Source organism: Flavobacterium soyae (assembly GCF_045348165.1).
Classification (GTDB): Bacteria; Bacteroidota; Bacteroidia; order Flavobacteriales; family Flavobacteriaceae; genus Flavobacterium; species Flavobacterium soyae.
The window spans coordinates 4,425,286-4,439,570 of record NZ_CP150845.1; the positions used below are offsets into that span (position 1 = coordinate 4,425,286).

General features: G+C 33.8%; 4 protein-coding genes. All 4 read right to left on the bottom strand.

The annotated features are described in order from the left end of the window. Positions 1 to 75 precede the first annotated feature (75 nt). The 4 genes from AABD74_RS18645 to AABD74_RS18660 are packed head-to-tail and all read right to left on the bottom strand — an operon-like array spanning position 76 to position 14,089. A complete protein-coding gene (locus tag AABD74_RS18645; protein WP_406843887.1) occupies positions 76 to 792 on the bottom strand; it encodes a hypothetical protein in 717 nt (238 codons plus the stop codon). Further along, positions 789 to 6,914: a hypothetical protein gene (locus tag AABD74_RS18650; protein WP_406843888.1), complete on the bottom strand. Its 6,126-nt coding sequence runs from the start codon at positions 6,912 to 6,914 to the stop codon at positions 789 to 791. Before AABD74_RS18650 ends, AABD74_RS18645 begins: the two co-directional genes overlap by 4 nt. Positions 6,915 to 6,916: 2 nt before the next feature. Continuing rightward, positions 6,917 to 12,019: a T9SS type A sorting domain-containing protein gene (locus AABD74_RS18655; protein WP_406843889.1), complete on the bottom strand. Its 5,103-nt coding sequence runs from the start codon at positions 12,017 to 12,019 to the stop codon at positions 6,917 to 6,919. A gap of 6 nt (positions 12,020 to 12,025) precedes the next feature. Next, on the bottom strand, positions 12,026 to 14,089 hold the full coding sequence (locus AABD74_RS18660) for a fibronectin type III (protein WP_406843890.1): 2,064 nt from the start codon (positions 14,087 to 14,089) through the stop codon (positions 12,026 to 12,028). Positions 14,090 to 14,285 lie beyond the last annotated feature (196 nt).

The window sequence follows — 14,285 nt, forward strand, 5'->3', positions numbered from 1 at the left end:
TTACCTCCTCAAAAGTTAATATTTTTTTATGCCTACTAGTGAAACGTTCACGCCAACTACAGGAAAACTTGTATTTTAATATTGAGTTTCTAGAATTTCAATTAATTCTTTGAATAAATTATACTTAGCATTCCATTCACTGTCATTTTTCATTTCATCCTCTTTTGTTCTATAAATATTTAATAACCATTCCTTATAAGAATCATATCTCTGATTCTTGCAAATTCGCATAATAATGAGCTTTTTAAACTGTACTAATCCTACACCTAAATAATCTGTCAAATCCATCTGATCTACTTTGTCGATAATCTCATCATTGATGTATTGTATGTTGCTGTATTTTTTCCAAAATGGAATAAAATACTGCTTAATCACATTACTATAATGCTTACATAGTTTATCTAATATCTCCTTGTTGGTAGACAAATCATAATTATCAAATTGTTTAAACGAATCCCATACTCCTTTAAAATCCGTATTTGTAAATTCGTCAAAATAAATAGTCGGAAATAACTGTTTTACATATAGTTTATGTTTTGAAAGCAATTCAATCAACAAATTTTCTACAATAGTTACTTCAGTCCAGCAATGAAATCCTCCATGAACTACTTTCTCATCAGGATAAGTAATATGCCCTAATCCTACATACAATACATGTTTATATCCATCTACGATGTTATGGAAATATAAAGCATCTTCATTCATCTCTATTTTAAATCTTGATAATTCCGGAAAATTATCTGATACATAATTAGCTATATAATCATTTACAAAATCTACTTTTCTACTCATTTTTCAGATACTTTTGAACTTTTATACACTCCCCCTCCATTAGAATATATTTTAATAAATCTGTTTTTAAGGATATTTCTGATAATTTTATCCCCAACTTCAATTTTAATATTTTCTCCATTAATATCTGCTGGTGGAATCTTTATAGATTTCAAATAATAACTACTTATACCTATAGCCTTTTTTTGATTATTGGTAAAACCTGTTTTTTCACTTAATTTTGTATCTGCAATTACAACATCCCAATTACTTTCTCCTTCTTCATTTTTTACTTTTTTAATAAATACAAAATCAGCTATAAAATACTTTCCTTCTTCGTTACAAGATGTTTCTCCATTTATACAAAATTGTACCTGACTAAGTATTTGTCTTTCTGCCAAATCGGGTATTAATTTTAACAAATCCTTATATACTGCACTATTATCAGATTTTAAAGCTGTTTCTATTGACTTTTCAAAATCTTTTCCTAATTTAAAATAGTTTTTACGTTTGGCATCATCTTTTGAATAGTTTATCCATGCTACAATGGTATCGTGTAATTCAGAATTTAAAGGTATCTCTTCAATTGTTTCAGGGGTTAGCAGCTCATACTGCTCCGGAGTATAAATTACACTTTGTTTATGTCCAACAAAACCCTTAGCATACTCGATATGTTTATTTATAAAATCAGTAAAACCGGGTACTTTTTCTAAATCAGTTGTGAATTCTTTTAAAGTACTCTTAGTATTACTTGCATCCGAAAATTTCAATACTTCTGCCTTAACCTGTTTATTAAGTTTATCGAATTGTATTAATGTATTCCAGTCTTTACGGGCAAACTCTTTTTTATTATCATATAAGGTTTTCCAATTGCTAATAGTAGCATTACTATATTGTGCAATATGTGTTGATAATGTATAGGTAGTTTCTAATATGTCATCTAAGAAAATTTTATTATCAGACGTAATAATTAACTTATTTAACACCGTACTTACATTACTGCTTAATAAGTTGTTATATAGTTTATCTACACCCCCTTTTTTTCCTGTTTCGGCCAATAAACTACGAAATTTAATACAGTTAGGTGTACCAAACTTAGTATATACAGTACAGTTATTTTCTTCCGTTTCTTTCAGTTTGGTGGCAACCGCCGGTGATGCATATACTACTTGTGCTACATCTTTGGTCAATTCGTTTGTCGCAACAATTACTTCTACTGTACCGGTTAGCCCTGTATAATACATTACATTGTAAGGTATTAATTGTGATGCATTTCCTATTGGTACCTCCGGTATTAGTTTGGTTGCCAAATCTGGTTTTGGAAACTGTATAACTTTAGTTTCTGATAATGCTGTTAGTTCCGGATATATTTCAGGATTTAATTTAAGAGCTGCATTACCATCATAAGCGAAAGATTTATTATAATTCGCAGCGCTGGAGGTAGCGACAGCATTCCCTTCATTATTTATGTTTTTCACTATTGTCATCGCACCTCTTTCTGCCGTAATAGCAGTACCGGTAGTTGTTGCGGTTGGTTTAATAAAACCGCCTGTATTATCAAAGAGATTAACTACCTTGCCTAAATTTGCAGAAGAATTCTCAGCATCAATAATCATTTTTTCCAACTGTACTGCCTTACTAAGGCTGCTTATATTTTTGATGGTAGAATAAATATTAATTCCTCCATCCAAAAGGAGCAATGTATTGTAAAATGTATTCCATTTTTGCATCACAATTTTTTCCTCAGGACTCAATGTTCTATTTCCAGATTGACTCAGTAATGCTAAATTTGTTGCTGAAGATGTAATTACCAGTGCTGATGACAATACTTGTAGTCCTGTTAATGAAACAATTGATTCGCCTGCTAAAAGTTCTAACGAGGCACCATATGTAAAAAAAGCCCCCACAATTGCCACCGCAGAAGTGGCTATTTGAACATTTTGCCCGCTAACCACCCTGCTTCCTATTTCATCTAAGAACAAAGCATAAACAGCTTTTGTTTTTATTGTTTTACCCACTTGCAACCCTATAGTCTCTTCCATATCCTTGGCAAGAATTAGAGTAACATCATCCCAGGGATTTACATAATAATTATCATTTATTTCTATAGAAGTATCAGTTCCTGTTCTTAGAAAATCTCCTATTTGTTTTACGTTTAGTTTGTTTTCGCCATTAAGACTCAATTCAGATTCATCTACTGTAACTTTAAAACTACCTACTTTAAATTCGTTAGAACCTGTAATCCAGTTTTCATAATAAATCATTATAGGATTAATATTTGTAGGTATGCTTACTTGTTTATCAAAAAATGTTTTGGTTTCTACAATTGGTTTATCTATGACAATTGACCCGTTACTTGCCACAAACTCTGATAAAACTTTTAAAATCTCTGCTGTCAATACCAAATCTGGATTCTGCCTAATTAGAAAGTTCAGTTTTGTCGTATTTGCATTATCTTTTGAATTCAGGAATGTATTAACAAACCAAACCTGTTCTTCACTTGAAGCAGATTTTAATAGTTTTAAGATCAAATAATCTTTGCCCTTATTCATTCGGGTTGGTATAAAACCACCACCATAAGTACTATATGGATGAGCTACAATTGAATTATGAAACATTAATTCATATAGTTTATGCCTTGTATTTTTGCTTAATTTACCAATTACACAATCATCCACTTTATCTAATAATTCAGTAATTTGAGCCGCACCTATAAATGTGGTAACATCCATTCTTTCTTCAAAAGCAGAAATAAATTCCTGAGTGCAGGTTGATTGTTGGATAGATGCAATTAATTTTTCTAAACAGTCGTTACTTATAGTTGTTTTTTGATCTTGCAAATCGATACACTTACAGTTTTGTTTATCTGTATCCGTACATTTTCCAGTCAAAATATCGTAAGGTATTGCTGTCAACTTTGCTAAAACATCTTTAAACTTTTGTTTTTGTAAATCAGTTAAATCTTTTCTGGCATCTACCAATTGTTGATATTCTTGATTACTTGTACTACCTGAGTTTTGACAACCCAAATATCCCCAATAAATACTTCTTTCTTCTTTTTCTCTTTTAAAGTATTTGGTTGTATTATATTCATCAATATACTTACTCAATCCTTCAGCGTCATGCTCATCAATTAGTTCTTTTAATCTTTGGTCATAAATAGTTCTTAAAAATTTACTATAAGGACATGATTTATCATTATCATAAAAAAGATAAATTCTACTTGTATTTAATGTAGGTTTTAAATTCTGATTACCAATTGAGGTTCCATCGTCACCAATATATTTCCCATCATCCCACTTGTAAGTAACTTTTTTTCCATTTTTGGTCGATACAAAACCACCTAGTGAACCTTTAGAACCTAAATTAATATTTGCTACTGTAGTTTCGTCTCCATTACTTACAATATAAAAATCTGGCGAAATACCAAAACCTCCAGCAATCTCCCCACTAGCCTGACTCTGAAATGCATATAACTTAAATGCAGGATCATTAATCTGTTTCCAATCCTGATGGTTTAAAACGGTTCCTTCACTATAATCCATCAACAAATCAGTACTTGATTCCTTAGTTTTGTACAACTCAAAAGGATGTTCTAATTTAAAGATTCCGTGACCTAATTCGTGCGCCGGAGTTTTGTTTAATCCTGAATTAAATACATAGCCAAACTGCCCGTTCAAGCGCATATATCCTTGTTGCCCAGTACTTGATGCTTTATCGGTTATAAACAATACGTAGCTATTTACATCACCTTTGTACAAGGCATTTATGTTTTGCTGAACTGTACTGTAAGTTGATGTAAGTGTATTCTTTTCGGTCTGAATTTTATCAACACTATTTGGAACTACACTATCGAAATCTTTTAGTATTTGCTCTTTCTTAAAGTTTATTTTAACTCCCACTTTATTGTAAATCTTCTGAGTACTGGCAATAAGAGTATCAAGTTTCTTTTCTGAAACATCATCTGTAGGTACTAATGTAACATTAACCTCTTTTGGCGAAATATGCACGAGCATAAATGCTCCTATAACTTTCCATCTATTCTCTTGTTTTATAGTCGCTACTATTTCCTCTTCGGCATAACTCAGGCTTCCTTTTACCGTTAGCACAAAGACTTTATCTTTTCTTGTAAAGTCTATTTTGGCACCGTTCTGGGTTTTAAAAACAATACTGTCTAATTTTATATTGGCATCTGTAGTGGTTACTGTAGCCAACAATGTATCTGTATCGCTATTTAAAACCGCTTTATAGGGCAGCGCCACATCTCCTGCTTTTTTGTATAACTTTTGTAAAGCTGCAGATGCGTTGTTTGGCATTACATCAAAAGCATATTTACTGTCATTGCCTGAAAAAGCAATTGAGATTCCTTTGGCTGTAAATGCTGTTGCCTGACCGCTTTTATCTACACCATCGGTATTTTCAGGTGTTGGTTTTCCTCCTTCAGCAACTGTAACACCTTCATTACTTCCGTTTCCTTTGTTGTCTACGTTGTAAACTTTAGGTGGGATAACTGTTTTCCCATCAGCTGCCATGCCCCCGCTATCCGTAATAATGGTGTCTTTCCCACCTGGTATGGTAACCTGCTCACCCCCCGTTCCATTTACTACTATATCGCCATTGGCATTAATAACAATATCTTTTATTATAAACGGAACCGTTTCTTCTACCTGACCTCCTTGTCCCTCTCCGGTGAAATCTTCCACATCGGTAACATTTTTCCAATCCGGATTATAACTCGTCTCCACAACACCGCTAATCAATTGATAATCTGTATTGATTACGATATTATTAAATTCAACAGCAATTTTAGTATCTGCCAGATAAGGCACAATAATATAACCTCGCCCTGAATAAGGACTATTCTCCCCTTTAAGCTCTAAAATAGTTACCGGAAAATCTCCGGCTTTAAACGTTTCACTTTGTATTAGATTAGTAAGCGGTTTTTGATTTTGAATATTAATTTGAGGAACGATACCGCAATTATAAGCAGGAACACCATTAGTTTCTGTAGGTATTGTAAATGTGCTGATTCCGGAGTAGATAAATGACTGAACACCTTCGGTTGCAGGATCACAACTTGAGCCAACTCTAAATTGATAGGTAAAACCCGGCTCTAAATTGGTGATTAAACTTTGTGTGTTTAAACTATTGGTCGAAAACCATTGCGCATTACGAACATCTTGTTTTTTGTATTGTAGCTGATAACGTGTATGTTCAGGTGTTCCTTCCCAAGTGATTTTTACACTTTTAGAATTCTGAACTTCGCTTAATAAAAAAGTTGGGGCTGTGCACGAAGAAGTATACTTAAAAGAATATATCTCACTATATCCATCATTTTTAAAGACAGCATTTTCTGAGAGTCCCGTAGTTGAAATTGCTCGTACACGCCATGCATAACTCATTCCTGGTGTCAGGATTGGCATGTTTAAATTATACAGTAAAGCAGTACCAAAAAGTGTTTCCTCATATAAAACAGGGGACATCTGAAATGCAAACTGTGGGTCTAGTGCAGGGTCTATAAGCTGTTTTAATTCGAATTTATACGAAACATTCGTTGCATTTATCTGACGTGGCGTCCAGGTAAATAAAATATTAGGAAATTCTGTCGAAGCAATTTGTTCGTTTCGTTGTGGTGTATTTAATAGCGGCGGATCGTTTAATATCAGGTACAAACTGGCACAACTTTTTTGCGAGATCTTCTGGTTAGTCGCAAAATCATACATTTCAAAGCAAAAGCTATACATCCCTTCGGGTAATCCATTAGCATATTGAGATGCAGTAATACCTTGCAGATTTTCTAATCTAAACAATGCCGCAATATCAGTATTGGTAAGGGTTTGCAGCTCACCTCCATTAATAAATACCGGTGGCTGCCCTTGTATATAATCGCTGCTTTGTATATTAAGTCCGTTACCTTGTATATACAATTTTAGACGTACCTGCCTTTGAGATATCGAAATATCGGTAGGATTGACCAGCAGCTGCATTTTAGTATCCATGCTGGTGGCATAGTCTGATATTTTGACACTATACGGACTATTAAAAACAGGTGTTAACTGAACCGGATATAATTGCGCATATCCGGCTGCACTAAAAAACAGAAATAGAACAAATAAATATATGTTATTGTAAAGACTCTTCATTTTTAATAGATGATAATTTTTTTGACCAATGTTTGCTGCCCTGTTTCTAATACTAAAACATACATTCCGGATTCTAATGCGGTATCAAAATCTATTTCATACTTCTTCTTTCCGGATTCTTTTTTCTGAATCATAGTATTTTGCCCGGTTGTAGAGAATAGCCTTAAGTTTATGTCACTATTGTTTTCTAATGTTACAAGTGCTTTAAAATTACCATTACTCGGATTTGGGGTTACGATAAAATCTACAATGAATTGAGATGTTGTACCAGTATTAGGTAATGTACTTCGCTGTTCTATTGTAATGTTTTTAGTGTATGTAGCATAACATTCTCCTTGCGTTTGCTGCAAACCAATTGAATAAACCCCTATGGCATCAAACTTCAATGTTATGTATTTTTCTTTTTGCTCTACAATTTTTACTCCTTTAGGAATTACCCAATTTGTATTTTCGCCAAAAGGATTACTGGTATTAATCAAAATTACTTCTTCGTCTAAATAAGCTTGTGAACTCAATAAAAACTCTGAACTAATTACGGCCTGGCTTGTTTTTATTACAACTTCATCTTCGCCGATACAACCTAAACCTGAAGTTACTTTTACATGATAAGTTCCCGCTTTTGATACATTTATTTTTGCGTCATTTGAAGTAAATCCGTTTGTAGAAGTCCAGCTGTATTGTGCCTTTTGATCTGCAACTGCAGCATCTAAATCCAGATTCTGATCGTTACATAATGTTCTGTCAGTACCAATATTGACAATAACAGGTCCCGGATCTTTTAGAACAAATTTCTTTTTATACGTACAACAATCCGGACAGATTATAGCGACTTCGTAATTTCCTGCAGTAAGATTATTTAGATCTTTGGTAGTGGCACCGGTGTTCCATAAATAGCTGTAAGGTAAATTTCCTCCTGTAACATTAAGTTGAATTGATCCGTCATTTCCTTTATAACAAATAGGGTTTTTGATGGTTTCAGTAGTAAATATTCCTTTTGGATCACCAACAAAAATACTTCCCTGAACAATACAGCCTTTTGCATCAGTTGCTATTACAAAGTAATTGTTTGTTGAAATATTTTCTATTTTCGGTGTTGTTCCCCCATTTGTCCACTCATACGTATAGGGCGGAGTTCCACCGGAAACATGCGCTTCTGCCCAACCGTCATTTCCTGTAGTACAACCAACATCAAATTTGGTAAAACTCAGTTTTAATTTTTCCGGTTCAGGCATATAGTGCGTAACATCTTTTTCCCCAACCAAAACATTATTGACATACGTTCCGAGTTTTATTCCGTTGGCATCTTCAATATTCAATCCGTAAGTTCCTTCAGATAAATTTTCAGCGGTTTCATCCTGATCATTCCAAAGTATCCACGAACCGTCTTTTTGTTGTTTTTTCCAGGTATAAAAATATGGCAATCCTTTATTTTTATCTGCCTGCAGCTGAATTCCTCCCTTGACATGAGCAACTAAAATACCATCCTGCGATTCATCTCTTTGATTATCTGATGGATTAGCATCGGTCTCATTTCCAAATTCATTACTCACATTACAGGAAATAGTACGAACTACCTCAAAAGTAACTTCAAGAGGGTCCGGGTCGTCTAAAGTTGTAACAGAATTTACGACGGTACAACTTGTTTTATTTGCTGCAGGATTATAATTAGCATCACGAACCGTTAAGCTGTACATTTCCTCCGGAAGCCCGTTTAGAGAGATTGTATAAACACCATTGCTAAAATTGGTTGTGGTTGTAGTTTGTACAATTCCTTTACTATTTTTCCATTCAAACCAATAAGTGTTGTCTGAGAAAATAGTACCACCGGTAACTTCCACTACAATTTTTCCATTAGTGGCTTTGTAAAACCCCGGATTAAGAACTTCTTTATAATTAATGGTAAGTGGTGTTACTGGTTGCAAAATCGTAACACTTTCTTGTGCAGTACATCCTTTAGCATCTGTAATAAATACCCAATATTCGCCCGATTTTAAAACCGTATTTTTATCAATTTCTACTTCATTAGACCATTTATAATCATACGGAGGTGTTCCGCCCACAACATTTGCTGTAGCCCAACCGTCATTCCCTTCATTACAAAAAACATCACCATGAGTAATGGTCACGGATAATTTTGCAGGTTCCTGCATCAATTGGGCTGCGTCAATTTCTTGTGTAAGCTGATTATTGACGTAAGTCCCTAACATGATTCCGTTTCTGTCTTTTACATTTAAAGCATAATTCCCATGAGAAAGATCTGAAGCCGTTTCTCCCGTAATGTTAGGTAAAGCTGTCCAGGAGCCATCCGGCTGTTGTTTTTTCCAATAAAAATAATAAGGCAATCCGTTGTTTACAGATGATGCCAGCGGAGTTCCACCGGAAACATGAGCCGTTAAAATACCATCTTGTGATTCATCACGCTGTCCGTCTTTAGGGGTCGTATCTGTATCATTTCCGAACTCATTACTTGTATTACAAGAAATAGTACGAACGATTTCAAAAATAACTTTTAAAGGATCAGGTTCATTGAGTGTTACTTTTGACTCTAATACCGAACAATTAATGATTTGATTTGTTGCTTCGTTATAATTTTTATCCTTAATGGTTAAAAAATAATCATCCGCCGGAACACCATTTAGAGTAATGGTATAAATTCCATCTTTTACTTCAGCAGTTGCTGCTTGTAGTATTCCTTTTGAGTTTTTCCACTCATAATTATATGATTTATCAGCATTTGATGTTCCTCCTGTTATCTTCGCTGTAATTCTTCCGTTAGTGGCTCCTGAAAAAGTTGGTGTAAAAATTTCTTCGTAGTCAATTTTTACTATTTCTGCCGGCTCACTAATTATGATACTTCCTTTTATGAAACATCCTTTACCGTCTGTAACCTCAACAGTATATTCGCCGGCTGTTAACTGAGATATTTTATTCTCATCAATAAATCCACCACCTGTATTATACCACTTATATTTATAAGACCCTGCTCCTCCGGTGACAGTCGCTGTAGCCCAGCCATTATTGCCCTGATGGCAGGAAACATTTCCAGAAGTAAATGACAATTCAAGTTTAGTTGGTTCTGCGATTTCTTTTGTTGTTGGAATTGCTGTTACTAAATCTGTAATATTATAAGTTCCCTGCACTATTCCATTGGCATCTATAACGTTTAGCGAATAGTTTCCTTTTGAAAGGTTCTCTGCGGTATCTGTTTTATAATCCGTCAATTCCTCCCACAAATTGGTTACAGCATTATATTTTGACCAGATATATTTATATGGTAAACCATTATTTGCAGCTCCGGTAAATTTAATTCCTCCGCTGACTGCTGCTTTTATAATCCCGTCTGAGAATTTATTCCTATCTGACTCCAAATTCTCAGAGTTACAAGAAATAGACTGTGTTTCTGTTAAAACAATTTTTATTTGATCAGGCTGACTTAATACCTGTGTTGATTCTATAATAGAACAGCCTGCTTTATTTGTGACATTATTATAATTTTTATCTTTTACCGTTAGTTTGTATTCTCCCTCAGGTATATCCTCTAATGTAATATTAAATGTTTTATCAGCAGAATTATACTGGGCTGCTGCTGGTAAAACAACTCCATTACTATTTTTCCATTCGTATTCATACGATTTATCATCATTGATGGTTCCACCAGTTATTGAGGCTGTTAATTTTCCGTTAGCTGCTCCATAAAAAGTGGGATCTTTTTTGAATGTGTAATGGAGTGTTAATGGTGATGTTGGCTGCGATAAGGTTTCTTCCAGTACTTTATCATCGCCAAGTTGAATATTTCCATTTACTAATGTCTGCGTTTTAGCAATACACCCGTTCATATCTTTAACTTTTACTCTGTAAGTTCCAGGTGCCAAACCAGTAATTGTGTATGGTTTATCATTAGGGAAAGGAATCCAGCTGACTCCATTATCTAATGAATAAGAATCATTACCTAATGTACTACGGGTTCCTCCGGTTGGAGTAATGGTTATAGTACCGTCCTGAGATCCATAACATTGTACATTTGTACTACTTAATGTAAAATCTACTGGCGGAGGTGGTGTTATTATAAAGGATTTCAAATCATATCGATCTGCATCAGTAGATGTACTAAGCCCATCTTTAAAACCTACTAACTGTAACATATAACTTCCCTTTCGTAAGCCCGAAATAACAAAAGACTTATCCTCTTCAATAGCTAATGTACCATTGTAGTCAGTAGGAGTATTTGTGGTAACATCCAATAATGTATAATTTAATTGTTCTCCAGGATATAACGTTCTATTAAACATTAGCTTTATTGATCCATCATTAGTATCACTGCATGTTGGATCAATAGGAGATGCTGAATCAACTCTTGGCGCAGATAAACGTACACTGTAGGTAACCTCATTTGAAACTGCAGCTCCATTATAGGCTATTTGTCTAAATGAGATCTTTTTACCGTGACTTGATGCATCTAATACTTGTAATATATCCACTGCATTTACCGTTATGCTCGCGGTATTAAATTGTGGTAAACTTATCCAGCTTGAGGGATCAAGCGGATTAGTTGAATATTGCCAATTGTATTCAGAGCTTAAAAATCCTGTATTAGATTTTATTGTAATCTTATCAGTTGTAGGCAAAATATCACCTCCATTATTAGGTGTTGGCACCTGTATGTGAAGATCAGGAAGAATCTTAAGTGTTGCTCTTAAGTTATAAATTCTAGTAAAATAATTAGGCAGGTAATATTCTGTAATCCCGTATGAAACATTTTTATACTCTGTACTGCTATTATCATTTTTACAACGACTAGTAAAGCCTCCATGCCATTTCATCCCTGAAGAATAATATCTAATTCTTGTAAGCTTTTTTGAACTTGGAAAAGTTGCTGTCCAGTTTCTGGGAAGATCTTGTCCATCACCAACAGGCTGATTAAAAAAGTGGTCTTCTCCTGCATTACTATAATTTAGCCAAGACTCCAGACGGCTGCCACAATTTGCAGAAATGCTTACCTTTTGATTTATGCCTGTTATACCTAAACTAACTTTGTAATTTCCAACACCCTGGGAATATCCTAAAATAGAAAACAATAAAATTATCAATAAGTAAATTTTCTTCATAAGCGCTTAATATACAACGGTTAAAACTTCTTCTTTTGCTGGACTGTTACTTTGCAGACTTGGAATTAAGTGATATTCATATTCCATGTTCATTTTTAAATTTTTATCTTCTAAAGTAAAAACATCGCTATTTAATTCTTTCCATAATGTTGGCGGCATTCCTTTTATATTTTTATAAATGCTTAATCCTAAAACTTTGTCTTTCTTCGTATAATCCCAAGTCAGGGTTATTTTTTTATTTTCTCTATCAGGCAATCCTTGCAAAAACGAAATTATTTTTACTGGTGTAAAGTCTAAAACCTGTACTGTAATCGTTGAATGATCTAATGAGGACCAAAGATTACTTTTATCCTTTGCTAAAATAGCATACTGATATGTTTTCTTATTCTCTATCCTATCGTCTGTAAACTCCTGAATCGTATCGTTTATCTGCTTGATTTCCTCCCACTTTTCTTGTCCTTTTTCCCTCCTTCTTAAACTATATCCTACTACATCTTCACTATAACTTCGTATCCATTTCAGATGTACCTTGCCATCCTTATTATCGTAATCTTTGAAAATGGGTGCTGCTGGCGGAATTTTATCCGGCTTATCCAATACTAAAACATCAGATGGGTCAGAAATATTAAATCGCATATCTTCTGCAGCAATTCTGTAGTAGACTTTGCTATTGGTCATTTTTAAACTCACACTATCTTTATAGTCATTACCAACATAGGACTGATGATAAATATCTACAAACTCTTCGCCTGTATTGTTAGATTTTAAAATTCGGTATCCTCGCAAATCTTTTTCCTGATTTGGTTTCCATTTTAGTTTCACGACCCCAAGACTGTCAATTACACCTTCAAGACCTATTGGTTTTGCCGGTGGTATAGAATCTACAGGCTGAACCAGCATGCTCTGAGATGTTAATCGCTGATTATTTTTACCAACAACAGATATTGTAAAATAATTAGAGGGATATAAATTTTCTTTGTAATTGAGTTTTCTTTCTGATGGCGGAATAATTTTAGAAACAACTTTATAGGGACCCTGATCATTATCTGCTAAATTAATTTCATACCCCTGAATAAAACCTTCTGACTCTTTAGGATACTCCCATTCCAAATTAACTTCGTCTAAATTAATGATATTATAATCCACCAGCCTAGCTCCAGTAACTATAGCAGCTGCTCCTGTTGCAGTAATAGGTTTTGTTATTTCTCCTTTTTCTCCAAATGAGGTTATACCGTATAATCTGTAGTGATATATTTTGTCATTGACACTAAGTGTATCAATATAATACATAGTTTTAGACGGATGCTCCTCATTATCATTTAAGTTTACTAAAGGTGTAGCTGCTATTGGACTAAAATTAATTCCATCAGAAGATTTTTCTACCATATAAGAAGTATAAATTCTTTTGAAGGTTTCGTAATCCCAGGAAAGTAAAACTTTTTTATCGTCAGGAATCGCAATAAAATCAGTTGGAGCCGGAAGTACACTATAATCTTTTAAACCTATCATATAAGATGATTCTTTTACTTTTGGACTTTCAAAAACACTTACCTGATAAGCATAAACTTCATTTTTCTTTATATTTGTGTCTACAAATCCCCAACCCGCTTTCACCGCACCGATAAAACTCATATCTGCTGCATATAAAGCAAAAGTGTATCGCTGGTCCAGTTCATCTGCCATATTTACTATTTTTGACAAATCCCCTTCCTTAGCGGCAGTTACCTCAAAACTTTCTCCATAAATAGATTGCGCAATAATAGCTGCATTATTATCTTTTTGTATCAAATCAATCCAGGCATCTAAGGGTTCCGCAACTAGTGGCTTTGGAGTAAGAAGAATTTTTTCAGGTTTAGATAAAACATTCCCGTCTCGTAATATTGTGGTCCTGGTAACTATAAACCCTTTTTTATTTGCTTTTTGCCATTCACTGGGAGAATTAACTGCCCAACGAATCAAAATTTTATCTTTTTGAGCTCTGGCATTGACCATTACACTAGCACGTTTCGCTTGAGAATATGATAGCGATATAAATAATAAGAATAAAAAAAGAAGCTTACTTTTTGACATTAATCTGTAATTATTTCCATGTTAAAAGAAACAAAAATAGTATTTTATATTAACTGACAAACAATATTTTACAAAATAAAAAACCATAATAATAAGACAAAATTCAAAAAATAGTATACCAAAAAAACATACAATAATCGTAATTAATTAAAACAAAAAAGTTTACGTTTATTTTTTTATTTTACGCAATTATATA

Coding starts and splice junctions, on each gene's coding strand:
- AABD74_RS18660 (WP_406843890.1), bottom strand. CDS start 14,089: ATGTCAAAAAGTAAGCTTCTTTTTTTATTCTTATTATTTATATCGCTA.
- AABD74_RS18645 (WP_406843887.1), bottom strand. CDS start 792: ATGAGTAGAAAAGTAGATTTTGTAAATGATTATATAGCTAATTATGTA.
- AABD74_RS18655 (WP_406843889.1), bottom strand. CDS start 12,019: ATGAAGAAAATTTACTTATTGATAATTTTATTGTTTTCTATTTTAGGA.
- AABD74_RS18650 (WP_406843888.1), bottom strand. CDS start 6,914: ATGAAGAGTCTTTACAATAACATATATTTATTTGTTCTATTTCTGTTT.